This is a genomic window from Mycobacterium colombiense, assembly GCF_001953985.1.
Taxonomy (GTDB): Bacteria; Actinomycetota; Actinomycetes; order Mycobacteriales; family Mycobacteriaceae; genus Mycobacterium; species Mycobacterium colombiense_B.
Window position 1 is genome coordinate 1 of record NZ_MBEI01000050.1, and the last position, 24861, is coordinate 24861.

General features: G+C 66.7%; 27 protein-coding genes and 2 pseudogenes. 14 read left to right on the forward strand and 15 right to left on the reverse strand.

Annotation, left to right across the window (positions count from 1 at the left end; all coding sequences use genetic code 11):
- Both A5732_RS27045 and A5732_RS12685 read right to left on the reverse strand, forming a co-directional pair.
- Nucleotides 1-94, reverse strand: a pseudogene (locus tag A5732_RS27045) (acetaldehyde dehydrogenase (acetylating)); the annotation flags it as partial.
- A gap of 52 nt (nt 95-146) precedes the next feature.
- Nucleotides 147-932, reverse strand: a complete 786-nt coding sequence (locus A5732_RS12685) for a 2-keto-4-pentenoate hydratase (protein WP_064882156.1) — start codon at nt 930-932, stop codon at nt 147-149.
- A 72-nt stretch (nt 933-1004) separates the two neighbouring features.
- Between A5732_RS12685 and kstD the strand changes: the two genes are divergently transcribed.
- Together kstD and A5732_RS12695 are read left to right on the forward strand one after the other, a co-directional pair.
- Nucleotides 1005-2687 carry a 3-oxosteroid 1-dehydrogenase gene (gene kstD, locus A5732_RS12690; protein ID WP_076102398.1) on the forward strand — a complete coding sequence of 561 codons (1683 nt, stop codon included), beginning with the start codon at nt 1005-1007 and terminating at the stop codon, nt 2685-2687.
- A 1-nt stretch (nt 2688) separates the two neighbouring features.
- Nucleotides 2689-3549, forward strand: a complete 861-nt coding sequence (locus A5732_RS12695) for a MaoC family dehydratase (protein ID WP_076102371.1) — start codon at nt 2689-2691, stop codon at nt 3547-3549.
- A gap of 89 nt (nt 3550-3638) precedes the next feature.
- Here the strand turns inward: A5732_RS12695 and A5732_RS12700 are convergent, their stop codons facing one another.
- From A5732_RS12700 to A5732_RS12730, 7 genes are all read right to left on the reverse strand, one after another.
- Nucleotides 3639-4478, reverse strand: a complete 840-nt coding sequence (locus A5732_RS12700; RefSeq protein ID WP_076051597.1) for a hypothetical protein — start codon at nt 4476-4478, stop codon at nt 3639-3641.
- A gap of 155 nt (nt 4479-4633) precedes the next feature.
- Entirely contained in the window at nt 4634-5803 is a 1170-nt protein-coding gene (locus A5732_RS12705; protein WP_076051596.1) for a lipid-transfer protein, read from the reverse strand.
- The gene (locus A5732_RS12710; RefSeq protein ID WP_065050846.1) at nt 5804-6205 is read right to left on the reverse strand and encodes a MaoC family dehydratase; all 402 of its coding nucleotides are present in this window, start codon (nt 6203-6205) and stop codon (nt 5804-5806) included.
- Nucleotides 6202-7155, reverse strand: a complete 954-nt coding sequence (locus A5732_RS12715; protein WP_076051595.1) for a bifunctional MaoC family dehydratase N-terminal/OB-fold nucleic acid binding domain-containing protein — start codon at nt 7153-7155, stop codon at nt 6202-6204. The genes A5732_RS12710 and A5732_RS12715 overlap by 4 nt, the downstream gene beginning before the upstream one ends.
- Nucleotides 7152-8315 carry an acyl-CoA dehydrogenase FadE29 gene (gene fadE29, locus A5732_RS12720; RefSeq protein WP_076051594.1) on the reverse strand — a complete coding sequence of 388 codons (1164 nt, stop codon included), beginning with the start codon at nt 8313-8315 and terminating at the stop codon, nt 7152-7154. Before fadE29 ends, A5732_RS12715 begins: the two co-directional genes overlap by 4 nt.
- Entirely contained in the window at nt 8306-9319 is a 1014-nt protein-coding gene (locus tag A5732_RS12725) for an acyl-CoA dehydrogenase family protein (RefSeq protein WP_076051593.1), read from the reverse strand. Before A5732_RS12725 ends, fadE29 begins: the two co-directional genes overlap by 10 nt.
- The gene (locus A5732_RS12730) at nt 9319-10569 is read right to left on the reverse strand and encodes a cytochrome P450 (protein ID WP_076051592.1); all 1251 of its coding nucleotides are present in this window, start codon (nt 10567-10569) and stop codon (nt 9319-9321) included. The genes A5732_RS12725 and A5732_RS12730 overlap by 1 nt, the downstream gene beginning before the upstream one ends.
- A gap of 121 nt (nt 10570-10690) precedes the next feature.
- Here A5732_RS12730 and A5732_RS12735 point away from each other — a divergent pair, with 121 nt between their 5' ends.
- From A5732_RS12735 to A5732_RS12750, 4 genes are read left to right on the forward strand one after another with little or no spacing between them, the layout of a single operon-like run.
- Nucleotides 10691-11854, forward strand: a complete 1164-nt coding sequence (locus A5732_RS12735) for a steroid 3-ketoacyl-CoA thiolase (RefSeq protein ID WP_065050856.1) — start codon at nt 10691-10693, stop codon at nt 11852-11854.
- 19 nt (nt 11855-11873) lie between these two features.
- Nucleotides 11874-12263 carry a hypothetical protein gene (locus A5732_RS12740; protein ID WP_171975015.1) on the forward strand — a complete coding sequence of 130 codons (390 nt, stop codon included), beginning with the start codon at nt 11874-11876 and terminating at the stop codon, nt 12261-12263.
- An 18-nt stretch (nt 12264-12281) separates the two neighbouring features.
- Entirely contained in the window at nt 12282-12734 is a 453-nt protein-coding gene (locus tag A5732_RS12745) for a nitroreductase family deazaflavin-dependent oxidoreductase (protein ID WP_064951996.1), read from the forward strand.
- Between the two features lie 38 nt (nt 12735-12772).
- Complete coding sequence (locus tag A5732_RS12750; protein WP_076051590.1) at nt 12773-13225, forward strand: nitroreductase family deazaflavin-dependent oxidoreductase; 453 nt, start codon at nt 12773-12775, stop codon at nt 13223-13225.
- Here the strand turns inward: A5732_RS12750 and A5732_RS12755 are convergent.
- Both A5732_RS12755 and A5732_RS12760 read right to left on the reverse strand, forming a co-directional pair.
- Nucleotides 13222-14127 (reverse strand): SDR family oxidoreductase, encoded by a 906-nt coding sequence (locus A5732_RS12755; protein WP_076051589.1) that lies wholly within the window; start codon nt 14125-14127, stop codon nt 13222-13224. The two genes, A5732_RS12750 and A5732_RS12755, sit on opposite strands and share 4 nt — an antisense overlap.
- Nucleotides 14128-14141: 14 nt before the next feature.
- The gene (locus tag A5732_RS12760; protein ID WP_171975014.1) at nt 14142-14927 is read right to left on the reverse strand and encodes an SDR family oxidoreductase; all 786 of its coding nucleotides are present in this window, start codon (nt 14925-14927) and stop codon (nt 14142-14144) included.
- A 58-nt stretch (nt 14928-14985) separates the two neighbouring features.
- On the opposite strand from A5732_RS12760, the gene echA20 reads away from it, so the two are divergent.
- From echA20 to A5732_RS12800, 8 genes and pseudogenes are all read left to right on the forward strand, one after another.
- Nucleotides 14986-15744, forward strand: coding sequence for a (7aS)-7a-methyl-1,5-dioxo-2,3,5,6,7,7a-hexahydro-1H-indene-carboxyl-CoA hydrolase (gene echA20, locus A5732_RS12765; RefSeq protein WP_076051588.1), 759 nt, complete (start codon nt 14986-14988; stop codon nt 15742-15744).
- Nucleotides 15741-16625 carry a cholesterol ring-cleaving hydrolase subunit IpdA gene (gene ipdA, locus A5732_RS12770; RefSeq protein WP_076102372.1) on the forward strand — a complete coding sequence of 295 codons (885 nt, stop codon included), beginning with the start codon at nt 15741-15743 and terminating at the stop codon, nt 16623-16625. The genes echA20 and ipdA overlap by 4 nt, the downstream gene beginning before the upstream one ends.
- Nucleotides 16622-17377 carry a cholesterol ring-cleaving hydrolase subunit IpdB gene (ipdB, locus tag A5732_RS12775; RefSeq protein ID WP_064952001.1) on the forward strand — a complete coding sequence of 252 codons (756 nt, stop codon included), beginning with the start codon at nt 16622-16624 and terminating at the stop codon, nt 17375-17377. Before ipdA ends, ipdB begins: the two co-directional genes overlap by 4 nt.
- A 37-nt stretch (nt 17378-17414) precedes the next feature.
- Nucleotides 17415-18500 (forward strand): annotated as a pseudogene (locus A5732_RS12780) (nitronate monooxygenase); the annotation flags it as partial.
- A 74-nt stretch (nt 18501-18574) separates the two neighbouring features.
- The gene (locus A5732_RS12785; RefSeq protein ID WP_142256599.1) at nt 18575-19213 is read left to right on the forward strand and encodes a SatD family protein; all 639 of its coding nucleotides are present in this window, start codon (nt 18575-18577) and stop codon (nt 19211-19213) included.
- Nucleotides 19210-19950, forward strand: a complete 741-nt coding sequence (locus A5732_RS12790; protein WP_076102375.1) for a hypothetical protein — start codon at nt 19210-19212, stop codon at nt 19948-19950. Before A5732_RS12785 ends, A5732_RS12790 begins: the two co-directional genes overlap by 4 nt.
- 28 nt (nt 19951-19978) lie before the next feature.
- Nucleotides 19979-20464, forward strand: coding sequence for a helix-turn-helix domain-containing protein (locus tag A5732_RS12795; protein ID WP_216351578.1), 486 nt, complete (start codon nt 19979-19981; stop codon nt 20462-20464).
- Nucleotides 20448-20879: a VOC family protein gene (locus A5732_RS12800; protein WP_064952005.1), complete on the forward strand. Its 432-nt coding sequence runs from the start codon at nt 20448-20450 to the stop codon at nt 20877-20879. Before A5732_RS12795 ends, A5732_RS12800 begins: the two co-directional genes overlap by 17 nt.
- Nucleotides 20880-20900: 21 nt before the next feature.
- Here the strand turns inward: A5732_RS12800 and fadA6 are convergent, their stop codons facing one another.
- From fadA6 to ipdE1, 4 genes are all read right to left on the reverse strand, one after another.
- Nucleotides 20901-22061, reverse strand: a complete 1161-nt coding sequence (fadA6, locus tag A5732_RS12805; protein ID WP_076051583.1) for a steroid 3-ketoacyl-CoA thiolase FadA6 — start codon at nt 22059-22061, stop codon at nt 20901-20903.
- A 53-nt stretch (nt 22062-22114) separates the two neighbouring features.
- Nucleotides 22115-22735 (reverse strand): TetR family transcriptional regulator KstR2, encoded by a 621-nt coding sequence (gene kstR2, locus A5732_RS12810; RefSeq protein WP_075236389.1) that lies wholly within the window; start codon nt 22733-22735, stop codon nt 22115-22117.
- A 114-nt stretch (nt 22736-22849) separates the two neighbouring features.
- A complete protein-coding gene (gene ipdF, locus A5732_RS12815) occupies nt 22850-23638 on the reverse strand; it encodes a (5R,7aS)-5-hydroxy-7a-methyl-1-oxo-2,3,5,6,7,7a-hexahydro-1H-indene-carboxyl-CoA reductase (RefSeq protein WP_064952008.1) in 789 nt (262 codons plus the stop codon).
- Nucleotides 23635-24783: an acyl-CoA dehydrogenase IpdE1 gene (ipdE1, locus tag A5732_RS12820; RefSeq protein ID WP_076102377.1), complete on the reverse strand. Its 1149-nt coding sequence runs from the start codon at nt 24781-24783 to the stop codon at nt 23635-23637. The genes ipdF and ipdE1 overlap by 4 nt, the downstream gene beginning before the upstream one ends.
- Nucleotides 24784-24861 lie beyond the last annotated feature (78 nt).

Sequence of the window (24861 nt, forward strand, 5' to 3'; positions counted from 1 at the left end):
GCGGTTCCAGCCAATCCGAACGCAACAACTTGTAGAGCAGGTCAGTGCTGATATTCCCCGACCCGACAATGGCCACACTCGCCTTAGTCGGCATGATGCCCCTTTTCGAAGCTTTTGAGATTTAAGTTAGACGATTTAATTCGAGCTTATTCGAACGATAAACGCACGGAACCGAGGCCCGCGAAGTCGGCGACGAAGTTGTCACCGGGGTGTGCGTCGATCGCCCGCGTGCACGATCCGGGCAGTACCACGTCGCCTTTGCGCAGGCGGACACCGAAGCCGTCCACCTTGCGGGCCAGCCAGGCCACCGCGGTAACCGGATTGCCCAGCACCGCGTCGGTACGGCCTTCCGCGACGACCTCGTCGTTGCAACGCAACACGGCGTCGATCCCCTTGACGTCGATGTCACGGGGGGAAACGCGCGCCTCACCGAGCACGAAACCCGCCGACGACGCATTGTCGGCGATGGTGTCGCAGAGTTCGATCTTCCAGTCCGTGATCCGGGTGTCGATAAGCTCGATCGAGGGGACGAGCGCCTCGGTGGCAGCCAGCACGTCGTCCTCGGTGCAGCCGGCTCCCGGCAGGTCCGCGTTCAGGACGAACCCGACTTCGACCTCGACCCGGGGATACAGGTAGCGGTTCGCCTTGACCGGGGTGTCCTCGAACAGCTGCATCTCGTCGAGCAGATGTCCGTAGTCCGGCTCGTCGACGCCCATCATTTGCTGGATCGCCAACGACGACAGCCCGACCTTGTGGCCCAGCACCCGGGCCCCTTCCGCGACTCTCTGGCGGATGTTGATCAGCTGAATCTCGTAGGCGTCGACGACGTCGATGTCCGGGTAGGCGGCGGTAAGCGGGGCGATCGGCTCGCCGCTCCGCTCGGCTTGCGCCAAGTCGGCAGCTAGCTCGTCGCGCGTGGCAACACTGAGCATTTTTTCACGTCTCCTCGTACGGTCGACCGGGCCAGTAGCGGCCGCCCGGGGCAATTCTATAACGTGTTCTACATGTCAGCGCAGGAGTACGACGTCGTCGTGGTCGGGAGCGGCGGGGCCGGCATGGTGGCCGCCCTTACCGCCGCTCACCGGGGTCTTTCCACCATAGTCATCGAGAAGGCCCCACACTTCGGCGGTTCGACCGCACGCTCAGGCGGCGGCGTTTGGATCCCAAATAACGAAGTCCTCAAGCGTGACGGGGTCCGCGATACCGCCGAGGCCGCCCGCACCTATCTGCACGGGATCGTCGGCAACGTCGTCGAGCCGGAGCGCATCGATACCTATCTCGAGCGCGGCCCCGAGATGCTGTCGTTTGTGCTGAAGCACACCCCGCTGAAGATGTGCTGGGTGCCGAAGTACTCCGACTACTACCCCGAGTCGCCGGGCGGCCGCGCGGAGGGCCGATCGATCGAGCCGAAGCCGTTCAACGCCCGCAAGCTCGGTGCCGACGAAGCCGGCCTGGAGCCGGCCTACGGCAAGGTCCCGCTCAACGTCGTGGTGATGCAACAGGATTACGTGCGGCTGAACCAGCTCAAGCGTCACCCGCGCGGTGTGCTGCGCAGCCTGAAAGTCGGGGCGCGCACCATGTGGGCCAAGGCGACAGGCAAGAACCTCGTCGGCATGGGCCGGGCGTTGATCGGGCCGCTGCGGATCGGGTTGCAGCGGGCCGGGGTTCCGGTCGTGCTCAACACCGCGCTCACCGACCTCTACGTCGAAGAAGGGGTGGTGCGTGGTGTCTACGTGCGCGGCGCCGGCGATGCCGAATCGGGTGAGCCCCGGCTGATCCGGGCGCGGCGCGGTGTGATCCTGGCGTCGGGCGGGTTCGAGCACAACGAACAGATGCGGGTGAAATACCAGCGCGCACCGATCACCACCGAGTGGACCGTCGGCGCAGTGGCCAACACCGGCGACGGGATTCTGGCGGGCGAAAAGCTCGGCGCCGCACTGGACATCATGGAAGACGCCTGGTGGGGGCCGACCGTCCCGCTGGTGGGGGCGCCCTGGTTCGCGTTGTCCGAGCGCAATTCGCCGGGGTCGATCATCGTCAACATGTCGGGCAAGCGGTTCATGAACGAGTCGATGCCCTACGTCGAGGCGTGCCATCACATGTACGGCGGCGAATACGGTCAGGGCCCGGGACCGGGCGAGAACATCCCCGCCTGGCTGGTGTTCGACCAGCAGTACCGGGACCGCTACATCTTCGCGGGATTGCAGCCCGGACAACGCATTCCGCGCAAGTGGCTGGAATCGGGCGTCATCATCACCGCCGACACCCTTGCGGAGCTGGCGCAGAAGGCCGGCCTTCCGGTGAACGAATTCACCGCAACCGTGGAACGTTTCAACGGCTTCGCCCGCTCCGGCATCGACGCCGACTTCCAGCGCGGCGAGAGCGCCTACGACAAGTACTACGGCGACCCGACCAACAAGCCCAACCCCAACCTCGGCGAGATCAGTCACGCGCCGTACTACGCGGCCAAGATGGTGCCCGGTGATCTGGGCACCAAGGGTGGCATCCGCACCGACATCCACGGCCGGGCGCTGCGCGACGACGGCAGTATCATCGAAGGCCTCTACGCCGCGGGCAATGTCAGTGCTCCGGTGATGGGCCACACGTACCCCGGTCCGGGTGGCACCATCGGACCGGCCATGACGTTCGGCTACCTGGCGGCGTTGCACATTGCGGAGGAGCGCTGAGATGCCCATCGACGTAGACGTCGCGCTGAATGCCGAGCTGGATCCCATCGAATTCTCTTGGGCCAGCAGCGATGTGCAGCTCTACCACCTCGGGCTGGGTGCCGGTGCCGATCCGGTGGACCCGCGCGAGCTGCGCTACCTGATCGACGACACCCCGCAGGTGCTGCCGACGTTCGGCAACGTCGCCGCCACCTTCCACGTCACGAAGCCGCCGACCGTCAAGTTCCCCGGCATCGACATCGAGCTGAGCAAGGTGCTGCACGCCAGCGAGCGGGTCGAGGCGCCCGCCCCGCTGCCGCCGTCGGGCTCGGCCAAGGCCGTCACCCGGTTCACGGACATCTGGGACAAGGGCAAGGCCGCCGTCATCTGGAGCGAGACGACGGTGACCGCGCCGGACGGCACGCTGCTGTGGACGCAGCGCCGGTCCATCTTCGCCCGCGGCGAAGGCGGATTCGGCGGCGAGCGTGGGCCATCGACGTCGGACGGCGCGCCCGACCGTGCCCCCGATCTCGAGGTCGACGTGCCGATTCTGCCGCAGCAGGCGCTGCTCTACCGGCTGTGCGGCGACCGCAATCCGCTGCACTCCGATCCCGAATTCGCCGCTGCCGCAGGGTTTTCCCAGCCCATCCTGCACGGGCTGTGCACCTACGGCATGACCTGCAAGGCGATCACCGATGCGCTGCTCGACGGCGATACCGGAGCGGTGGCAGCCTACGGCGCACGTTTCGCCGGGGTGGCTTTCCCCGGCGAAACGCTGAAGGTCGGCATCTGGAAGGACAACGGCCGCTTCCTGGCCAGCGTCGTCGCGCCCTCGCGCGACAACGCCGTCGTGCTGTCGGGCGTCGAACTGATCCCCGCGTAACGCCTTCTGCGCTTCTCTCGCCGAGCGCCGGTCTTCTCTCGCCGAGTGTGAAACTATTTTCACGTTCGGCGGCGAGCGTGAAACTAACTTCACGCTCGCAGAGCGCGAGCCGCTTGCACCCGGCGAATGATGTCGGCTGGCCGGTCGCCCGCGACCACCCTCACCACAATCCAACCGCGTCGCTGCAGCATTTCTGAGCGACGAATATCCCATCCATACTGACGCCGATTCGTCCGATGATGATCACCGTCATACTCGACCGCGACCTTTAGTTCTTCCCAACCCATGTCGAGATAGGCCACAAGATCGCCAGACTCATCGCTGATCGGGATCTGCGTCTGCGGTGGCGGTAAGCCCGCTTGTACCAGCACAATCCGCAGCCACGACTCCTTCGGAGACTGCGCCCCACTGTCGAATAGTGCGATGGCCTTGCGCGCCTGCACGATGCCCCGGCGGCGCGAGTACCTTTGCGCAAGCAAATCGACGTCGGCCGCCTTGATTCCCGTTGCGCGGGCCAACGCGTCGATGCCGGCAACCGCCGCTGTAGTCGAATACCAGCAGCCGATATCGAGGGCTGTCCTGGCTGCCGAGGTCAGCGGGATTCCTCCTATAACGGAGATCTCGTCGTCCTCGATCCGGTCGCCGTGTGCTCTGATTCCAGCCTGGGGATGGCGGTTGTCGTGGATGAGGTCCACCACCGTCAAGCTGTCGACCCATTTGCTCCCGTGTAGCGCCGCGGCGGCGAACCCGGCGACCACGCCCTGGCGCCCGGACCACAACCAGCCGGCTCTCGCTCGCATGGCCGCAGTGATGTCCGCATCCCGCCTCACGTAAACATCTCGGAAAAGCCGCACATAGCCCGTGCTCAGCCGGCCTCTGGTCAGTGTGCCTCGAGCAACGGCTTCACTGCCGAGGAACGGCTCTCCCATGGCGGCAGCGTCGCACGAGTCGCTCGCACCGTCACTTCACTCGTCCAATGTGCAGTTAGTTTCACGCTCGGCCGCGAGTGCGCAACTAACTTCACGCTCGACGGGCCTGCTCGCCGGGAGAGGGGCTAGCCGCACACTCGCGCGGCGTTAGGCCCCTAGCCCAGGATCAGGCCCGAGGTGGGCACACCGGTTCCGGCGGTGACGAGGACGTGCTCGACGTCCGGCACCGGGTTGACCGAGGTGCCCCGCAGCTGCCGCACACCCTCGGCGATGCCGTTCATCCCGTGGATGTAGGCCTCGCCGAGTTGGCCACCGTGGGTGTTGATCGGCAGTCGCCCACCGATCTCGATGGCACCGTCGGCGATGAAGTCCTTGGCCTCGCCCTTGCCGCAGAATCCCAACTCTTCCAACTGAATCAGGGTGAACGGCGTGAAGTGGTCGTAAAGGATCGCGGTCTGGATGTCGGTCGGCTTCAACCCCGACTGCCCCCAGAGCTGCTGGCCCACCACACCCATCTCGGGCAGGCCGAGCTCGGGCCGGTAGTAGCTGACCATCGTGTACTGGTCGGGACTGGAGCCCTGGGCCGCCGCCTCGATGATCGCCGGTCGCTGCTTGAGATCCTTCGCCCGCTCCGGCGATGTCACGACGATAGCGACCGCGCCGTCGGTCTCCTGGCAGCAATCCAGCAGCCGCAGCGGCTCGGCGATCCACCGCGAATTCTGGTGGTCCTCAATGGTTATCGGCTTCTCGTAGAAATACGCCTTCGGGTTCTTGGCCGCATGCTTGCGGTCGGCCACCGAAATCGCACCGAAGTCCCGGCTGGTCGCACCGGACAGATGCATATATCGCTGGGCGATCATGGCGACCTGTGCGGCCGGCGTGGACAGCCCGTGCGGGTAGGAGAACGAGTTGTCCGCCGCCGTCGAATCAGCTTGCGCGCCGGCGTTTCCCACCAGTCGGGTCTGCACCTGACCGAACCGCATGCCCGAACGCTCGTTGAACGCCCGGTACGCGACGACGACCTCGGCCACCCCCGTGGCCACGGCGATCGCCGCCTGCTGGACGGTCGCGCACGCGGCACCGCCGCCGTACCCGATCTGCGAGAAGAACTTCAGGTCACCGATGCCGGCCGCACGCGCCACCGCGGTCTCGTTGTTGGTGTCCATCGTGAACGTGGTCAGCCCGTCGACGTCCGAGGGGCTCAGCCCCGCGTCGTCCAGCGCATCCAGCACCGCCTCGGCCGCCAGCCGCAGCTCGCTGCGTCCGGAGTCCTTGGAGAAGTCGGTGGCGCCGATGCCGACGATCGCAGCCTTACCCGACAACATCTACGAACCCCCGATCGTGAGCGTCACGTTCGCGATGACGTGATCACCAAGGCTATTGCGGCCGAACACCTTCAGCGTGATCAGGCCGTCGTCGATGGCGGTCACCTCACCGGAGAAGGTGACGGTGTCGTAGGCGTACCACGGCACGCCGAGCCGCAGCCCGATCGACTTGATCCGCGCCGTCGGGCCGGCCCAGTCGGTGACGTAGCGCTGCACCAGGCCGGTGTCGGTGAGGATGTTGACGAAGATGTCCTTGGAACCCTTGGCCTGGGCCAGGTCCCGGTCATGGTGCACGTCCTGAAAGTCCCTGGTGGCCAGGGCCGTCGAGATGATGAACGTCGGCGTGCCCTCCAGCTTGAGCTCGGGCAGAACGGTGCCTACTTCCACAGCAGGTGCGCTCATGCGTCCGGCTCCCAGGCGTAGAGGCTCCACTCCGGGCCGGACTCACCGGCCGGGAAGTCGATATAGGTTGCGCGGACCGGCATTCCGATCTTGATCTCGGCGTGGTCGACGTTGCGTAGCTCGCCGAGCATCCGAACGCCCTCATCCAATTCGATCAGTGCGATCACGAACGGCAGTGTGCGACCGGGCACCTTCGGCGCGTGGTGCACCACGAAGCTGAACACCGTGCCGCGACCGCTGGCCACCGCGTAGTCGATGGGCTCGGCCTTGTCCTGCCACACCGCCGGCACCGGCGGGTGCTGGAGGGTGCCGTCGGCGAGGCGCTGGATCCGCAGTTCGTGCGCTTTGACGCCCTCCCAGAAGAAGGCGGTGTCGCGCGACACCGCGGGACGCATCATGGCATCGGCGTCCAGGTCCTGCGGAACGGAGCCGGCGGTGCCGGAATCCTCGCGTGGTCTGAACTTCAGGATGCGCCAAGCCATTTCGGCGACGTCCTCGTCGCCGACCCGCCAGGTGATGTGCTGGTTGATGAACCAGCCCTCGCCGAGCCCGGTCTGCTTGGGGCCGACTACGTCGCGCATCTCGGAGTGGACGGTGACCTGCTCGCCCGGACGCAGATACCGGTGATAGGTCTGCTCGCAGTTGGTCGCGACCACCCCGATGTAGCCCGCGTCGTCGAACAGCTTCATGATCGGGCCCATGGGGTCGTCGGTCGGTCGTTCCCCACCCAGTCCGAACATGGTCCACACCTGAATCATGGCCGGCGGTGCGACGATGCCGGGATGACCGGCGGCCTTGGCGGCGGCCTCGTCGACGTAGATCGGGTTGGCATCGCCGAGCGCCTCGACCCAGTTGTTGATCGTCGGCTGGTTCACCGGATCCCGGGCATCCCGCGGCTTAGCGACGACGGTGGCGGTGATTTCCGCGACCGCTTCTTTGATATCCGTCATCGAGGCACCCTCGGCACCTTGAGGCCGGACGCGGCGATCATCTCGCGCATCACTTCGTTCACGCCCCCGCCGAAGGTGATGACCAGGTTGCGCTTGGTCTGGGAGTCCAGCCAGTTGAGCAGGTCGGCGGTGTCGGAATCGGCGGGGTTGCCGTACTTGCCGACGATTTCCTCGGCGAGCCGGCCGATGTACTGGATGCGCTCGGTGCCAAAGACTTTCGTCGACGCGGCGTCGGCCACGTTGATGTCCTCGCCCGCGGCGGCCACCTGCCAGTTGAGCAGCTCGTTGATCCGCCACATCGCGTGGATCTCACCGAGCGCCCGCTTGACGTCCTGGTGGTCGATCGGCGTGACGCCGTCACTGCCCGGCTTGGACGCCCAGGCGTGCACCCGGTCGTAGATGCCGGCGGTGCGGCCCGCCGGGCCCAGCATGACCCGCTCGTTGTTGAGCTGGGTGGTGATCAGCCGCCATCCGCCGTTCTCCTCGCCGACCAACATTTCCGCGGGCACCCGTACGTCGTTGTAGTAGGTGGCGTTGGTGTGGTGCGCGCCGTCGGACAGGATGATCGGAGTCCAGGAGTAACCGGGATCCTTGGTGTCGACGATCAGGATCGAAATACCCTTGTGCTTCACGGCTTCCGGGTCGGTGCGGCAGGCCAGCCAGATGTAGTCCGCGTCGTGGGCACCGGTGGTGAAGATCTTCTGCCCGTTGACGATGTACTCGTCGCCATGGCGAACGGCGGTGGTCCGCAGCGAGGCCAGGTCGGTGCCCGCCTCGGGCTCGGTGTAGCCGATCGCGAAGTGCACCTCGCCCGCCAGGATGGCCGGCAGGAACCTCTTCTTCTGCTCGTCGCTGCCGAACTGCTGCAGAACCGGGCCGACCGTCTGCAACGTCACCGCGGGCAGCGGCACGTCGGCCCGGTGCGCCTCGTTGACGAAGATCGACTGCTCGATCGGGCCGAAGCCCAAGCCGCCGAACTCCTTTGGCCATCCGACGCCGAGCTTGCCGTCGCGGCCCATCCGCCGGATCACCGCGCGGTAGGCCTCGTTGTGACGGTCCTGCTCCATCGCCTTCATCTCGTCGGACGAGATCAGGTTCGAAAAGTATTCCCGCAGTTCCGCTTGCAGCTGGCGCTGCTCCGGAGTCAGGTCTATGAACATTGCGCTCCCACCAGATCGAGACGATGAGACGGACCACCCAGCAGCCGGGACAGGTCCTTGATCGTGGAGTAGTACCGGTGCATCGGATAGGTGATGTCCATTCCCATCCCGCCGTGCAGGTGATGGCAGATCTGCATGACCGGCGGCGCCTGGGAGGTGATCCAGTAGCCGAGCACATCCAGGTCGTCGTCGGCGTCCCTGCCCTCCGACAACCGCCAGGCAACCGACTTCGCCACCAAACCGATGGTCCGCGAGGCGATGTAGACCTCGGCGAGCTGGGCGGCCACGGTCTGGAACGTCGACAGCGGCTTGCCGAACTGCTTGCGGTTGGCCACGTAGTCGGCGGTCAGCCGCAGCGCCCCGGCCACCAGCCCGTCGGCGTAGGCGCCGATGGCGGCCAGCACCAACTGGTTGACCCGGGAAGCCGTCGCGCCCGCCAAAACGTCGGAGTCTGCAACCGCGACGTCGGCGAACGTGACCGTGTACTCCTCGGAGTCATTCGAGGTCGGGGTTTGAACCACCTCGACCCCGTTGGCCTTCGACGACACCACGACCACCGCGCTGTCGGCGGTGACGAGGATCCAATCCGCTTGTCCGGCATAGCCGACGCCGACCTTGGTGCCCGACAACCGTCCGTTGGCGAACGTGGTCGACGGACGGTCCGGCAACGCGGTACCCGGCTCGTTGAGGGCGGCGGTGAGGACCGCGCCCTTGGCGACGCCGGCCAAAAACCGGTCCTGCTGTTCGTCGGAGGCCAGATCAAGCAGCGGCAGCACACCGAAACCGAGGGTGGCCAGGGCCGGCGTGATCGCGCCGTGGCGGCCGATCTCGGTCAGCACCGTGGCGACCTCGGGCAGACCCACCCCGTCCCCACCGAGACGTTCGGGCACCGGAAGCGCCGTCACACCGCCACTGACCAAAGCGTCCCAGCTCAATTCGCGCTCGGACACCGACGTCACCACATCGGCGACGGCCTGTTGCGTCGCGGTGAGATCGAAGTCCATCAGGGCGTCACCGCGGGCTTGCCGGCGTAGTCGACCTGCCAATGCTTGATGCCGTTGAGCCAGCCCGACCGCAACCGCTCGGGCTCGCCGATCGGCTTGAGATCCGGCATGTGATCGGCGACCGCGTTGAAGATCAGGTTGATCGTCATGCGGGCCAGGTTCGCACCGATGCAGTAGTGGGCTCCGGTGCCGCCGAATCCGACGTGCGGGTTCGGGTCGCGCAGGATGTTGAAGCTGTGCGGGTCCTCGAAGACCTCTTCGTCGAAGTTGGCCGACCGGTACGACATCACCACCCGCTGGCCCTTCTTGATCCGCACGCCGCTCAACTCGGTGTCCTCGTTGGCGGTGCGCTGGAAGGCCGAAACCGGTGTGGCCCAACGGATGATCTCGTCGGCCGCGGTCGCCGGGCGCTCCTTCTTGAAGAGCTCCCATTGATCGGGGTTGTCCGCCATCGCGATCATGCCGTGGGTGATCGAGTTCCGCGTCGTCTCGTTGCCCGCTACGGCCAGCATCACCACGAAGAAGCCGAACTCGTCGTCGGAGAGCTTCTCGCCGTCGATGTCGGCCTGGATGAGCGTGGTGACGATGTCGTCGGTGGGGTTCTGGTTGCGCTCCGCCGCCATCGCCATCGCGTACATGATCAGTTCCATCGACGACTGCGCGGGGTCGACGGTGGCGTACTCGGGGTCGGTGCCACCGGTCATCTCGTTGGACCAGCGGAAGAGCTTGTCGCGATCCTCCTGCGGGACGCCCAGCAGACCCGCGATGGCCTGCAGGGGCAGCTCGCACGACACCTGTTCGACGAAGTCACCGCTGCCCTCTTTCGCGGCGGTCTCGGCGATGTTCTGGGCGCGCTGGGCCAGTTCGGCTTCCAGCCGTCCGATGGCGCGCGGCGTGAACCCGCGGGAGATGATCTTGCGCAGCCGGGTGTGGTGCGGAGCGTCCATGTTGAGCATGACGCTGCGCTGCAGCTCGACCTGCTCACGCTTCATCTCCGGCGGCCAGGTCGGGATGGCGCCGTTCATCCAGCTGGAGAAGATGTCGCTGCGCTTGGACACCTCCTTGACGTCGGCGTGCTTGGTGACGATCCAATATCCGTGGTCCTCGAACCCGCCCGCGCCATTCGGGATGTCAACCCAGTGGATCGGCTCTGCCTTACGCAGCTGGGCAAGTTCCTCGACGGGCAACCCGGCAAGGTTGACGTCGGGGTCAAGAAAGTCGAAGTCGGCGGGAATGTTGGGGGGTGCCATGTGTATGCGCTCCTCAATTGCAACGTGTTCTAGTGCCAGTAAAACACGCCTCCTGCGCAGATAAAAGGCAGGTCACCATCCTCGCTTGTCAGAGTAATGAAACGTGTTCTAGCCTGACGGAATGGGTAACCCTGTCATCGTTGAAGCCACTCGCAGCCCCATCGGCAAACGAAACGGATGGCTGTCCGGTTTGCACGCCACCGAGCTGTTGGGTGCGGTCCAGAAGGCGCTGGTCGAGAAGGCCGGCATCGACGCCGGCGACGTCGAACAGGTCATCGGCGGCTGCGTGACACAGTACGGCGAGCAGTCCAACAACATCAGCCGGGTCAGCTGGCTGGTGGCCGGGCTGCCGGAGCACGTCGGCGCGATGACGGTGGATTGCCAGTGCGGCAGCGGTCAGCAGGCCAACGGCCTGGTCGCCGGTCTGATCGCGGCGGGCGCGATCGACATCGGCATCGCGTGCGGCATCGAGGCCATGAGCCGGGTCGGGCTCGGCGCGAACGCCGGTCCGGACCGCACCATCCTGCGGCCCGCATCGTGGGACATCGACCTGCCCGACCAGTTCACCGCGGCCGAGCGGATCGCCAAGCGGCGCGGCATCACCCGTGAAGACATCGACGAGTTCGGCCTGGCGTCTCAGACCAAGGCCAAGCAGGCCTGGGAAGAGGGCCGCTTCGACCGCGAGATCTCCCCGATCGAGGCCCCGGCGCTCGACGAGAACAAGCAACCGACGTCCGAGCGCGTCACCATCAGCCGCGACCAGGGCCTGCGCGACACCACGCTGTCGGGCCTGAGCTCGCTGAAGCCGGTGCTCGAGGGCGGAATCCACACGGCGGGAACGTCGTCGCAGATCTCCGACGGCGCGGCGGCCGTGCTGTGGATGGACGAGGACAAGGCCAAGGCGCTGGGCCTGCGGCCGCGGGCCCGCATCGTCAGCCAGGCGCTGGTCGGGGCCGAGCCGTACTACCACCTGGACGGCCCGGTGCAGTCGACGGCGAAGGTGCTGGAGAAGGCCGGGATGAAGATGGGCGACATCGACATCACCGAGATCAACGAGGCATTCGCTTCCGTCGTGCTGTCGTGGGCGCGGGTGCACGACCCGGACATGGCCAAGGTCAACGTCAACGGCGGGGCGATCGCGCTGGGCCATCCCGTCGGCAGCACCGGCAGCCGGCTGATCACCACCGCGCTGCACGAGCTGGAGCGCACCGACCAGACCACCGCGCTGATCACCATGTGCGCCGGCGGCGCCCTGTCGACCGGCACCATCATCGAGCGCATCTAGCGCTCGGTCGTTCCGATTCCTGGTGAGCGTCTCCGACGACAGCCGCATCGCCGCGGCGCAGGCCTACATCGACGCGTTGGTCAACCACGACGGTGACGCCGTTCCGTTCGCGCGCGGGTGCACCCGCATCGAGCAGGGAATCAAGAACGGTTTCTCCGGAAATCACCTGCGGCGCAGCCTCAATCGCGGGCTGCAGTACCGGTTGCTCGCGGAGACGACGCCGCCGGACTACCGCATCGACGGCGACCGCGTGCACGCGTCGTACCAGGTGCTGACCAAGGCGGCGTTCGGTGGCCGGCGGCTCGCCGCGCACGTCAACGAGACCTTCGTGATTCCGGCCGAAAGCCCGAGCGGGAAGGCCGAAATCCACCACATCAAGGTTCGCTTCCAACCGTTTATCCAGCGTTAGGGACGTCAAGGAGCTCCCATGCCGAAACCGAAGCCACGTTCACTGAATGCGCCCTGGGTCAGCTTCATCATCAAATGGATGGCCAAGGGCAACACGTGGATCTACCAGCGCAGCAACGGAAGGTTCGGCGACACCTTCCAGAAGGCTCCGGTCGCGCTGCTCACCACCACCGGCCGCAAGAGCGGCGAACCGCGCGTCAGCCCACTGCTCTACCTGCGCGAGGGGAACCGGGTGATCCTGGTCGCCTCCAAGGGCGGCAGCGACAAACACCCGCAGTGGTACCTCAACCTCAAGGCCAATCCCAAAGTCTCCGTGCAGATCAAGGACGAGGTCCTGCAACTGCAGGCGCGCGATGCCACCGAGGCGGAACGCGCCGAGTACTGGCCGAAGCTGGACGCCATGTATCCCTCGTTCGACGACTACCGGGCGTGGACCGATCGGGTCATCCCGGTCGTCATCTGCGACCCCTGAGTTTCCATTTCGCCCAGCCGGGGAATCATCTGGGCACCATGTCCGACCGCCGCTGGATTCGCAACTCGCGCCCGATTGCGCTGCTGCTCAAGTATTTCGCGCGCGCCCATATCTGGGTGTACCGGCGAACCAACGGCAAGGTGGGTGCTAAGCTGCTGCGGTTCCCGGCGGCCTTGCTGACCACCACCGGACGCAAGTCCGACGAGCCGCGGACCACCGCGACGCTGTACCTGCGCGATGGCGAGCGGGTGATCCTGCCCGCGTCCTTCGCTGGGCGCGACGAGGATCCGCCGTGGTACCTCAACCTCAAGGAGAATCCCGACGTGCGGGTGCAGATCCGCGCCCAGCGTCTGGACCTGGTCGCCCGCGACGCCACCGACGCTGAGCGCGAACGGTATTGGCCACGATTGACGCGAATGTACCCGCCCTATCGCAAATACCGCGAGACCGCCGACCGGGTCATCCCGCTGGTGGTGTGCGAGCCGCGCTAGGCGCCGTAGACCGGGACCGGTCGGCGCGCCTTGGCGAGCAGGTCGGCGACGACGCGCCCCAGTTCCGCGGGGTCCCATCTCGCGCCCTTGTCGATCTCGGGCCCGTGCGCCCAGCCCTCGGCGACCCGGATTTTGCCGCCCTCGACCTCGAACACCTTTCCGGTGACGTCGCGCGATTCGGCGCTGCCCAGCCAAACCACCAGCGGTGAAATGTTTTCCGGCGCCATGGCGTCGAAGTCCTGGTCCTGCGTCGCCATCATCTCGGCGAACACCGTCTCGGTCATGCGGGTGCGGGCCGAGGGCGCGATGGCGTTGACGGTGACGCCGTAGCGCCCCATCTCGGCGGCGGCGACCAACGTCATCGCCGCGATGCCGGCCTTGGCGGCGCTGTAGTTGCCCTGCCCGACGCTGCCCTGCAGGCCGGCGCCCGAACTGGTGTTGATGATCCGCGCGTCAACGGTCTTGCCCTCCTTGGACAGCCCCCGCCAGTACGACGCGGCGTGGCGCATCGTGGCGAAGTGTCCCTTCAGGTGCACGGCGATGACGGCGTCGAACTCCTCTTCGCTGGTGTTGGCCATCATCCGGTCGCGGACGATGCCGGCGTTGTTCACCAAAACGTCCAGGCCGCCGAAGCTTTCGACGGCGGTCTGAATCAGGCTCGCCGCCTGGTCCCAATCCGCGACGTTGGATCCGTCGGCGACGGCTTCACCACCGGCGGCGGTGATTTCGTCGACGACACTCTGGGCGGCGCTGCCGCCGCCGGCCGGCGAACCGTCCAGGCCCACCCCGATGTCGTTGACCACCACACGCGCGCCTTCTTCGGCGAAGGCCAGCGCGTGCGCGCGACCGATACCGCCGCCCGCTCCGGTGACGATGACGACGCGGCCGTCAACCACTCCCATAGTTTTTGTCTCCTCTACTTGATCGCGTTCGCGTTCGTGGTGGCCAGATAGTGCGGCGGCTCGCCGCCGCCGTGCACCTCCAACGAGGCCCCGCTGATATAGGAAGCTACGTCGGAGGCCAGAAAGGCTGCGGCCCAACCGATATCGGCGGGCTCGGCCAGCCGCCCGAGTGGCACATTCTTCGAGATCGCGGCGATTGAGTCGGCATCGCCGTAGAACAGTTCGGATTGCTCGGTCTCCACCATGCCGACCACGCAGGCGTTCACCCGGACCTTCGGACCCCACTCCACCGCCAGGGTCTGTGTCAGGCTTTCCAGGCCGGCCTTGGCCGCACCGTAGGCGCCCGTTCCGGGGGACGGCCGGCGGCCGCTGAGGCTGCAGATGTTGACGATCGACCCGCCCTGCGGCTGGGTTTGCATGTGAGCGTTCGCGTGCTGCGAAACCGACAGCGCACCAATCAGATTCAGCTCGATGATCTTGCGGTTGAACTTGGCGCTGGACTCCGCGGTCAGCACGTAGGGCGATCCCCCGGCGTTGTTGACGACGACGTCGAGGCGCCCGTGCCGGTCCACGATGGTGTCGATCAAGGCCTTGACGGCGTCGTCGTCGCGGACGTCGCACGAGTGGAATTCGTAGGGCAAACCCTCGACCGCCCGCCGCGCGCAGGTGACGACGGTGGCGCCCTGCTTGGTGAAAACGGAGCTGATGCCGGCACCCACACCGCGGACACCGCCGGTGACGAGAACCACCCGCCCGGCCAGCCCCAAATTGATGGCGTCGGATGCTTCGGCGCGAGTCACTGTGCTAGCGTACCAAGCAAGTGCTTGCTTAGGTAGTTACCCACAAGGAAGTGGCACCTTGCCCATCACATCCACAATCACCGAACCGGGCATCGTCGCGGTCACCGTCGACTTCCCGCCCGTCAACGCCATCCCGTCGCGCGGCTGGTTCGAACTTGCCGACACCATCACCGCGGCCGGCCAAGATCTCAACACCCACGTGGTGATCCTGCGCGCGGAGGGCCGCGGCTTCAACGCCGGGGTCGACATCAAGGAGATGCAGCGCACCGAGGGATTCACCGCGCTGATCGACGCCAACCGCGGCTGCTTCGCCGCGTTCCGCGCGGTCTACGAGTGCGCGGTGCCCGTCGTCGCCGCCGTCAACGGATTCTGCGTGGGCGGCGGCATCGGGCTGGTCGGCAACTCCGACGTCATCGTGGCCTCCGACGACGCCACCTTCGGGCTGCCGGAGGTGGAACGCGGCGCGCTCGGCGCGGCGACGCACCTGTCACGACTGGTTCCGCAGCACATGATGCGGCGGCTGTTCTTCACCGCGGCCACCGTCGACGCCGCCACCCTGCACCACTTCGGCTCGGTGCACGAGGTGGTGCCTCGCGACCAGCTCGACGAGGCCGCCCTGCGGGTGGCGCGCGACATCGCCGCCAAGGACACCCGCGTCATCCGCGCGGCCAAGGAAGCGCTGAACCTGATCGACGTGCAACGAGTCAACTCGAGTTACCGCATGGAGCAAGGCTTTACGTTCGAGCTCAACCTCGCCGGGGTGTCCGACGAGCACCGTGACGCGTTCGCCGGTACGACGAAGGGTGAGAAGTCTTGAGCGACAAGCGAACCACTCTTGACGAGGCCGTCGCGCAATTACGCAGCGGCATGACGATCGGTATCGGCGGCTGGGGATCGCGGCGCAAACCGATGGCGTTCGTGCGCGCGCTGCTGCGTACCGACATCACCGACCTGACGGTGGTCACCTACGGCGGGCCGGACCTGGGCCTGCTGTGCTCGGCCGGCAAGGTCAAGCGGGTCTACTACGGATTCGTCTCGCTGGACTCCCCGCCCTTCTACGACCCCTGGTTCGCCAAGGCCCGTGCCAACGGCGCGATCGAGGCCCGGGAGATGGACGAGGGCATGCTGCGCTGCGGACTGCAGGCCGCCGCGCAACGGTTGCCGTTCCTGCCGATCCGCGCCGGGCTGGGCAGCTCGGTGCTGGACTTCTGGGAAGGTGAGCTGCAGACGGTGACCAGCCCCTATCCGGCGCCCGGCGGTGGGCACGAGACCCTGATCGCGATGCCGGCGCTGCGCCTGGATGCCGCGTTCGCGCACCTCAATCTCGGTGACGCGCAAGGCAATGCGGCCTACACCGGGATCGACCCGTACTTCGACGACCTGTTCCTGATGGCCGCCGAGAAGCGCTTCTTGTCGGTGGAGCGCGTCGTGCCTACCCAGGAATTGGTCAAGGCAGTGCCCCCGCAGGCGCTGCTGGTGAACCGCATGATGGTCGACGGTGTGGTCGAAGCGCCGGGCGGCGCCCACTTCACTACCGCCGCACCGGATTACGGCCGCGACGAGAAGTTTCAGCGGCACTACGCCGAGGCGGCCTCGACGGACGAGGGCTGGCGGCAGTTCGTGCAGACCTTCCTGTCGGGCAGCGAAGAGGACTATCAGGCGGCCGTGCGCGCGTTCAAAGAGGAGGCCTCGTCATGAGCGGCGAAGCGATCACCCGACCCGAGATCTGCGCGGTCGCCTGCGCCGAATTGTTCCGGGACGCAGGCGAGATCATGGTCAGCCCGATGACCAACATGGCCTCGGTCGGCGCGCGGCTGGCCCGGTTGACCTTCTCACCGGACATCCTGCTGACCGACGGCGAGGCGCAGCTGTTGGCCGAGACCCCGGCCCTGGGCGCGTCCGCTCCCGTCGAGGGCTGGATGCCGTTCGGCCGGGTGTTCGAGACGCTGGCCTGGGGCCGTCGCCACGTGGTGATGGGCGCCAATCAGGTTGACCGCTTTGGCAATCAGAACATCTCGGCGTTCGGACCGCTGCAGCAACCCAAGCGGCAGATGTTCGGTGTCCGCGGTGCGCCCGGCAACGCCATCAACCACGCGACCAGCTACTGGGTGGGCAACCACTCCAAGCGGGTGTTCTGCGAGAAGGTCGACGTGGTGTGCGGAATCGGCTGGGACAACGTGGACGCCGACAACCCGGCGTTTCGTTTCGCCAACACCTATCGGGTGGTGTCGAACCTCGGTGTGTTCGACTTCGGCGGGCCGGACCGCACCATGCGGGCGGTGTCGCTGCATCCCGGCGTCGCGGCCGACGAGGTGCGCGAGAACACGTCGTTCGAAATCCACGGCCTGGACGGCGCCGAGGAGACGCGACTGCCGACCGACGACGAGCTGCGCCTGATCCGCGAGGTCATCGACCCGAAGTCGCTGCGCGACAGAGAGATCCGTTCATGATTATTCCGCCTCCTCCTCATCGCTTCGCTCTGCATCGTCGGCGGCGGGTATGAGGCTGCGCACGCCGCTGACCGAGCTGGTCGGTGTCGAGCACCCGGTGGTCCAAACCGGGATGGGCTGGGTTGCCGGTGCCCGGCTGGTGGCGGCCACCGCCAACGCCGGCGGGCTGGGCATCCTGGCATCGGCCACCATGACGCTCGACGAGTTGGCGACGGCCATCAGCAAGGTCAAGGCCGCCACCGACAAGCCGTTCGGCGTGAACATGCGCGCCGACGCCGCCGACGCCGGGGACCGGGTCGAGTTGATGATCCGCGAGGGCGTGAAGGTGGCCTCCTTCGCGCTGGCACCCAAGCAGGAGCTGATCGCCCGGCTGAAAGAGGCCGGGGCCGTGGTGATTCCGTCGATCGGTGCGGCCAAGCATGCGCGCAAGGTGGCAAGCTGGGGCGCCGACGCGATGATCGTGCAGGGCGGCGAGGGCGGCGGGCACACCGGGCCGGTCGCCACCACCCTGCTGCTACCCTCGGTGCTGGACGCCGTGCAGGGCACCGGGATTCCGGTGATCGCGGCCGGCGGATTCTTCGACGGACGCGGCCTAGCCGCCGCGCTGAGCTACGGCGCCGCGGGGGTCGCGATGGGCACCCGCTTCCTGCTGACCTCGGATTCCACCGTGCCGGATGCGGTGAAACGCCGTTACCTGGAATCGGCGCTGGACGGGACGGTCGTCACCACGCGTGTCGACGGCATGCCCCACCGGGTGCTGCGCACCGGCCTGGTCGAGAAGCTGGAAAACGGCACGCCGATCAGGGGTCTGACCGCCGCGGTGCGCAACGCCGCCAAGTTCAAGCACATGTCGCAGATGACCTGGCGATCGATGATCAGCGACGGCCTGGCGATGCGCCACGGCAAGGAGCTGACCTGGTCGCAGGTGGTGATGGCGGCCAACACGCCGATGCTGTTGAAAGCCGGCCTGGTCGACGGGAACACCGATGCCGGCGTGCTGGCTTCCGGACAGGTGGCCGGCATTCTCGAGGACCTGCCGTCGTGCGCCGAGCTGATCGATTCGATCGTGCGTGACGCGATCAAACACCTGCAAGCGGCATCCGGGCTGGTGGAGGGGCCGTAACCGGCCCCGGTCGGGCTATTGAAGTGTATAGCTAAAGTCTTTACTTATTAAGCTATACTCTTCATATGGTCTGGATGAAGCAGTATTCTTCACCCCGGGCGACCCTCATCGGCGACGTCGTCGGCTCCCGGCGCGCCACCGACCGCTCGAAGCTGCACCGGGCCCTGGCGAGCGCCCTGCGGCACGCCGCCGGCGACGCCATCGACCCACCGGCGTTCACGGTCGGCGACGAGTTTCAGGGCAGCTACCCGACCGTGGGTGCCGCGATCGATGCCGCGCTGTCGCTGCGGCTGACCGTCGGCCCCGACGTCGACGTCCGGTTCGGCATCGGCTGGGGCACGGTCACCGTTCTGGATGCCGACGCGGGAATCCAGGACGGACCGGGCTGGTGGACCGCGCGAGAGGCCATCCAGCAGACCGCAGCGGCCCAGCGGCAGCCGGGATTCCAGCTGGTGCGCACGACGTTTCGGGCGGATAGCGACACACGCGACGACGTCGCCGCGGTCAACGCGGCCCTGATTTGTCGGGACCATCTGCTTGGATCGCTCGATGAGAGGTCGTTGCGGATTGTGACGGGGTTGATGACAGGCCGGACCAAGAAGGAGCTCGCCGCCGACGAGGGAATCAGCCCGTCGGCGGTGTCCCAGCGCGCCAGCCGCGATGGCCTGGATCTGATTGTCCTTGCCAGCCAATATCTTCGGAGCCTGCCGTGAGCGCCATCGCGGTCTTTCTCATCGCATTGGGAGTCGCCGACCTCTGCCGGCGGGCGACCCGTGCGGTCTGGCCGCCGCTGCTGATCGGGCCGGTGGTGGTGCTGGGGTGTGCGGCGCTGGGGGCCCTGTGGCATGCCGGCGACATCGCTTTGCTGGTGGTGGCGGCCGCGGCGGTGATCGCCTGGGAATGGCTATGCGCGCGAAGCGAGCGCAGCGGCACCGCGCAAGGCGCGCCATTGGCCGTGTTCGGCTCCGCGCTGGCGCTGCTGGCGGTGTCGTCCGGCTGGTCTTCGCCGGCCAACGGCGCCGTCGCGCGGTGGTCGGCCTGGGTTCACCTGCCGCTCGACCATGTCGCGCCCACCCGGCTGCTGATGCTCGTCGGCGTGGTTCTCGTCCAGTTCGCCACCGCAAATCAGTTGGTGCGCTTGGTGCTTGGCTCGGTGGGCGCGGTGCGCCCGGCCGGTGAGCCGCAGCCGTCGGATCGGCTCAAGGGCGGCAGGCTGTTGGGACCGATGGAGCGCCTGCTGATCCTGAGCCTTGGCGTCGGCGGACAGGTGGCCGCGGCCAGCGCCGTCGTCGCCGCCAAGGGCATCATCCGGTTTCCCGAATTGAACGCTCAAAAAAGCCGCAACGGCGGCGTCGGCATCGACGAGGTGACCGAGTACTTCCTGGTCGGCAGCTTCACGAGTTGGCTACTCGCCCTGGGCAGCATCGGCCTGGTCGTGGCAACCCACTGACCGTTTGCATGTCCGGCACACTATGAAAGTGGCAGCTGCACCAACAGCCCGGCATCTTCTTCGCGCCAAAGACCTGGTCGACGCGCATTATCCCGAGCGACTCTCCGTCGCCGATCTGGCAGCGGCGGCAGGCCTATCACCTGCCCACTTCAGTCGGCGCTTCAAGCAGACGTTCGGCGAGTCGCCGCACCAGTACCTCCTGACGCGGCGGCTCGAACGAGCCGCAGCGTTGCTGCGCACCACCGACTGGACGGTCGCCGCTGTGTGCTTCGCCGTCGGTTGGGAAAGCGTCGGCTCGTTCACCACCAGCTTTCGCCGCATGTTCGGCTGCACGCCGCAGGCGTACCGGAACAAGTTCCCGCCGGCCGTCCGCCACGTGCGGATTCCACGCTGTGTCGTGCTGGCCTACGGGCGACCGCAAAACCGCACGTTTCGAGAAGACTGCGAACCCGCAACCTCCGTAGCTTCAGAACGACAGACCAAAGTCAGGAGAACCGATGCTCAAGATCGCTAACGCCCAATTCTGGGTGCATGACCAAGACGCGGCACTGGAGTTCTACACCAAGACGCTCGGCTGGGAGATCCGAGCGGATGTGACGATGGAGGCGTGGAACTTCCGGTGGCTGTGCGTCGGACCCGTAGGGCAAGACGACGTCGGGCTGGTGCTGATGCCCGTTCCAAAACCGCCAATGCTCGACGCTGGGTCCAGCACACAACTGGCCGAACTGGTGGCCAAGGGGGCAGGCGGCACCTTGTTTTTGGAGACCGACGATTGCCAAGCTCGTTACGACGAATTGTCCGCCCGTGGCGTCACATTCAACGATCCTCCCACCCGGCAGGCGTACGGCATCGACACTTCCTTCCGTGACCCGTCCGGCAACAACATTCGGCTCACCCAGGTACTCGAGTTCGATCCGACCCGGGGCTGATCGCTCGCCCGTCCCAGGCGATTAAAGACGCTCGATGATCGTGACGTTGGCCGTGCCGCCGCCTTCACACATCGTCTGCAGGCCGTAGCGCCCGCCGATGCGCTCCAGCTCGTTGAGCATGGTGGCGAACAGCTTGGCGCCGGTGGCACCCAGCGGGTGACCGAGCGCGATCGCGCCGCCGTTGGGATTGACCTTCTCCGGGTCGGCCTTGATCTCCTTGAGCCACGCCAACACCACCGGCGCGAACGCCTCGTTGATCTCCACAGTGTCGATGTCGTCGATGGACAGCCCGGCCTTGTCCAGCGCGTAGCGGGTCGCCGGGATGGGCCCGGTCAGCATGAAGACCGGGTCGGCGGCGCGGGCGCTGATGTGGTGGATACGCGCCCGCGGCGTCAAATTGTGCTCCTTGACGGCCTTTTCGGACGCCAGCAGCACCGCACTGGCACCGTCGGAGATCTGACTGGCCATGGCCGCCGTCAGCCGGCCCCCTTCGACCAGCGGCTTGAGGCCGGCCATCTTCTCCAGCGACGACTCACGTGGGCCCTCGTCAACCCGGAACGGCCCGGATTCCGTTTCGACGGTGATGATTTCGTTGTCGAAGTGGCCGCCCCGGATAGCCGCGAACGCACGCTCGTGACTGGTCAGCGCGTAGCGCTCCATCTCCTCGCGAGACAGGTTCCACTTCTCGGCGATCAGCTCCGAACCGCGGAACTGCGAGATCTCCTGGTCGCCGTAGCGGTGCAGCCACTGCTTGGACTCGTTGGTCGGCGAGGTGAATCCGAACTGCTCGCCCACCGTCATGGCCGACGAGATCGGGATCTGGCTCATGTTCTGCACGCCGCCGGCGACGATCAGGTCGGCCGTGCCGGACAGAACCGCCTGTGCGCCAAAGGAAATGGCCTGCTGACTGGAACCGCACTGCCGGTCGACGGTGACGCCGGGAACCTCTTCGGGATAGCCGGCGGCCAGCCACGAGAGGCGGGCGATGTTGCCGGCCTGCGCGCCGATGGCATCGACACAGCCGGCGATCACGTCGTCAACGGCGGCGGGGTCGACGTCGACCCGGTCAAGCAGTCCGCGCCAGCCCAGGGCACCCAGATCCACCGGGTGAACCCCGGCCAGCGATCCGCCGCGCTTGCCGACCGCGGTACGCACAGCGTCGATGACGTACGCCTCAGTCATTGTGTCGCTCCTCCTCATCGCTTCGCTCTGCATCGTCGCCGACACGTGGCATTTCAGACTCCTTCTTCGATCTTCTTTGATTCCGCAGTAATTCCGCCCAGAACGATGGCGAGGTATTGCTGGCCGACCTGCTCCGCGGTGAGCGGCCCGCCCGGCTGATACCAGCGCACCGACACCCACGTGGTGTCCCGGATGAAGCGGTAGATCAGGTCGACGTCGAGGTCGGGCCGAAAGCAGCCCTCCTCCACGCCCTGATTGAGCAACTCGAGCCACATCTTGCGTTGCTGCCGGTTCATGTCCTCGATGTAGGAGAACCGGGGCTGGGACAAGAGCCGCTGGGCCTCGTCCTGGTAGATGACGACCTGCGCGTGCCGGTGCTCGATCGCCTCGAACGACACCATGAACAATCCCTTGAGCCGCTCCAGCGGATTGGCCTCGCTGTCCACGATCTCGCGGTAGCGCGCGAACAACCAATCCAGGAAACTGCGCAAGAGCTCGTCGACCATCTCCTCCTTGGAGGAGAAGTGGTGGTACAGGCTGCCGGACAGGATGCCCGCGCTGTCGGCGATGTCGCGCACGGTGGTGGCACGCAATCCACGCTCGGCGAACATGGTCGCGGCGAGCTCCAGTAGCTCGTCTCTCCGGCTGTTGGCCTGACCGGGCACTCGGTCCACCCGATCAGAGTATCAACCAAGCGCTTGCTTGGCCACCGCGGTGTGATTTCCCGGCCCCTGGGCCCCGTGCCAAGCCTCGGCGCAGCGAAACCGCCGGCGTCAGCGAGACGCAGCTCACGGGTGCTGGCTGGAAACCGAGATGACCTCGCCGGTGAGGTAGCTGGAGTAGTCGCTGGCGAGGAACGCGATGGTTGCCGCCACCTCCCACGGCTCGGCGGCCCGCCCGAAGGCCTCGCCGGCCGACAGCCGGTCGAGCAACTCCGACGACGACGTCTTCTCCAGGAACTTGTGCCGCGCGATGCTCGGCGACACCGCATTGATCCGCACGTCGTATTCGGCGGCTTCGATTGCGCTGCAACGGGTCAGCGCCATCACCCCGGCCTTGGCCGCGGCATAGTGCGACTGCGAGTGCTGCGCGCGCCAGCCGAGGACGCTGGCGTTGTTGACGATCACCCCGCCGTGCGGCGCGTCGCGGAAGTAGCGCAGCGCCGCGCGGGTGGCGCGAAACACCGACGTGAGGGTGACGTCCAGGACGCGGTCCCACTCCTCGTCGGTCATGTCGACCACCGGGGTCTGCCCGCCCAGCCCGGCGTTGTTCACCAGGACGTCGACGCGTCCCATCCGCGCGGTGGCCGAGGCGAACAGCGCATCGATCTGCGCGGTCGACGTCACGTCGCACAGCACGCTTTCGACTCGGCCCTGTCCCAGTGCGGCGAGCTCGTCGGCGGTCTCCCCCAGCCGGCGTTCGTGGTGATCCGAGATCACCACGTCGGCACCCTCGGCCAGCGCCCGTCGTGCCGTCGACGCGCCGATGCCGGTGCCGGCGGCGGCCGTGACGACCACCACCTTGCCCTGCAGAAGTCCGTGTCCGGCAATCTCTTTGGGAGCTTCGGACAGACTCATCCTTTGACCTCTCGGGGTAGGCCGAGCACCCGCTCGGCGATGATGTTGCGCTGGATCTCGTTGGATCCGCCATAGATGGTGTCGGCGCGGGTGAACAGGAACAGGCGCTGCCATTCGTCGAACTCGCCGTCGGTCAGCGTGAGTCCCGGCTTGCCGATGACGTCCATGGCCAGCTCGCCCAGATCGCGATGCCAGTTGGCCCACAACAACTTCGACACGTTGTCCTGGCCGGGCTGCTCGACGTCCATGGTGGCCAGCGCGTAGCTGCGCATGGCCCGCAGCCCGGTCCACGCCCGGGTCAGCCGCTCGCGGATGAATGGGTCGTCGGCGGCACCGGTGCGCTGGGCGAGCTCGGCCAGATTGGAAAGCTCACGGGCGTAACGGATCTGCTGTCCCAGCGTCGACACGCCCCGCTCGAAGGTCAGCGTCCCCATCGCGACCCGCCAGCCGTCACCGGGCTCGCCGACCACCAGGCCGGCCTCGGTGCGGGCGTCGTCGAAGAACACCTCGTTGAATTCCGAGTCGCCCGTCAGCTGGATGATCGGGCGGACCTCCACGCCCGGCTGATCCAGCGGCACCAGCAGATACGACAGCCCGGCGTGGCGCTTGGACCCCTTCTCGGTGCGCGCGACCACGAAGCACCACTGCGCCCAGTGCGCCAACGACGTCCACACCTTCTGGCCGTTGATAACCCATTCGTCGCCGTCGAGTTCGGCGGTGGTCGCCACGTTGGCCAGGTCACTGCCGGCGCCGGGCTCCGAATAGCCCTGGCACCACAGCTCGGTGACGTCGAGGATGCGCGGCAGGAAGCGCTGCTGCTGCTCGGGCGTGCCGAAGGCGATCAGCGTGGGGCCGAGCAGTTCCTCGCCGAAGTGGTTGACCTTGTCCGGGGCGTCGGCCTTGGCGTATTCCTCGTAGAAAGCCACCCGGTGCGCGGTGGACAGGCCCCGGCCGCCGTGCTCGACCGGCCAGCCGAGGCAGGTCAGCCCGGCCGCGGCGAGATGCTGGTTCCATGCCCGGCGCTCCTCGAACGCCTCGTGCTCGCGGCCGGGCCCACCGAGGCCCTTGAGAGCTGCGAATTCGCCGACCAGATTGTCGGCGAGCCATTGGCGGACCTCCGCCCGGAACTCCTCGACGTCCTGCATGCCCTGTAGGCTAACCTACCAAGCACTTGCTTTGTTAGGCCGTCGGTGACTGCGCTTCGCGGGCGGAACTCTCTAGGA

Excerpts from the sequence above, each read along its gene's own strand:
- A5732_RS12730 (WP_076051592.1), bottom strand. The coding sequence starts at position 10,569 with ATGGCACCCCCCAACATTCCCGCCGACTTCGACTTTCTTGACCCCGAC.
- A5732_RS12750 (WP_076051590.1), top strand. The coding sequence starts at position 12,773 with ATGTCCGACCGCCGCTGGATTCGCAACTCGCGCCCGATTGCGCTGCTG.
- A5732_RS12800 (WP_064952005.1), top strand. The coding sequence starts at position 20,448 with ATGCTCAAGATCGCTAACGCCCAATTCTGGGTGCATGACCAAGACGCG.
- A5732_RS12735 (WP_065050856.1), top strand. The coding sequence starts at position 10,691 with ATGGGTAACCCTGTCATCGTTGAAGCCACTCGCAGCCCCATCGGCAAA.
- fadA6 (WP_076051583.1), bottom strand. The coding sequence starts at position 22,061 with ATGACTGAGGCGTACGTCATCGACGCTGTGCGTACCGCGGTCGGCAAG.
- A5732_RS12785 (WP_142256599.1), top strand. The coding sequence starts at position 18,575 with ATGAAGCAGTATTCTTCACCCCGGGCGACCCTCATCGGCGACGTCGTC.
- ipdB (WP_064952001.1), top strand. The coding sequence starts at position 16,622 with ATGAGCGGCGAAGCGATCACCCGACCCGAGATCTGCGCGGTCGCCTGC.
- ipdF (WP_064952008.1), bottom strand. The coding sequence starts at position 23,638 with ATGAGTCTGTCCGAAGCTCCCAAAGAGATTGCCGGACACGGACTTCTG.
- A5732_RS12745 (WP_064951996.1), top strand. The coding sequence starts at position 12,282 with ATGCCGAAACCGAAGCCACGTTCACTGAATGCGCCCTGGGTCAGCTTC.
- A5732_RS12725 (WP_076051593.1), bottom strand. The coding sequence starts at position 9,319 with ATGGACTTCGATCTCACCGCGACGCAACAGGCCGTCGCCGATGTGGTG.
- fadE29 (WP_076051594.1), bottom strand. The coding sequence starts at position 8,315 with ATGTTCATAGACCTGACTCCGGAGCAGCGCCAGCTGCAAGCGGAACTG.
- A5732_RS12685 (WP_064882156.1), bottom strand. The coding sequence starts at position 932 with ATGCTCAGTGTTGCCACGCGCGACGAGCTAGCTGCCGACTTGGCGCAA.
- A5732_RS12705 (WP_076051596.1), bottom strand. The coding sequence starts at position 5,803 with ATGTTGTCGGGTAAGGCTGCGATCGTCGGCATCGGCGCCACCGACTTC.
- A5732_RS12700 (WP_076051597.1), bottom strand. The coding sequence starts at position 4,478 with ATGGGAGAGCCGTTCCTCGGCAGTGAAGCCGTTGCTCGAGGCACACTG.
- A5732_RS12755 (WP_076051589.1), bottom strand. The coding sequence starts at position 14,127 with ATGGGAGTGGTTGACGGCCGCGTCGTCATCGTCACCGGAGCGGGCGGC.
- A5732_RS12715 (WP_076051595.1), bottom strand. The coding sequence starts at position 7,155 with ATGACGGATATCAAAGAAGCGGTCGCGGAAATCACCGCCACCGTCGTC.
- A5732_RS12710 (WP_065050846.1), bottom strand. The coding sequence starts at position 6,205 with ATGAGCGCACCTGCTGTGGAAGTAGGCACCGTTCTGCCCGAGCTCAAG.
- kstD (WP_076102398.1), top strand. The coding sequence starts at position 1,005 with ATGTCAGCGCAGGAGTACGACGTCGTCGTGGTCGGGAGCGGCGGGGCC.
- ipdE1 (WP_076102377.1), bottom strand. The coding sequence starts at position 24,783 with ATGCAGGACGTCGAGGAGTTCCGGGCGGAGGTCCGCCAATGGCTCGCC.
- A5732_RS12695 (WP_076102371.1), top strand. The coding sequence starts at position 2,689 with ATGCCCATCGACGTAGACGTCGCGCTGAATGCCGAGCTGGATCCCATC.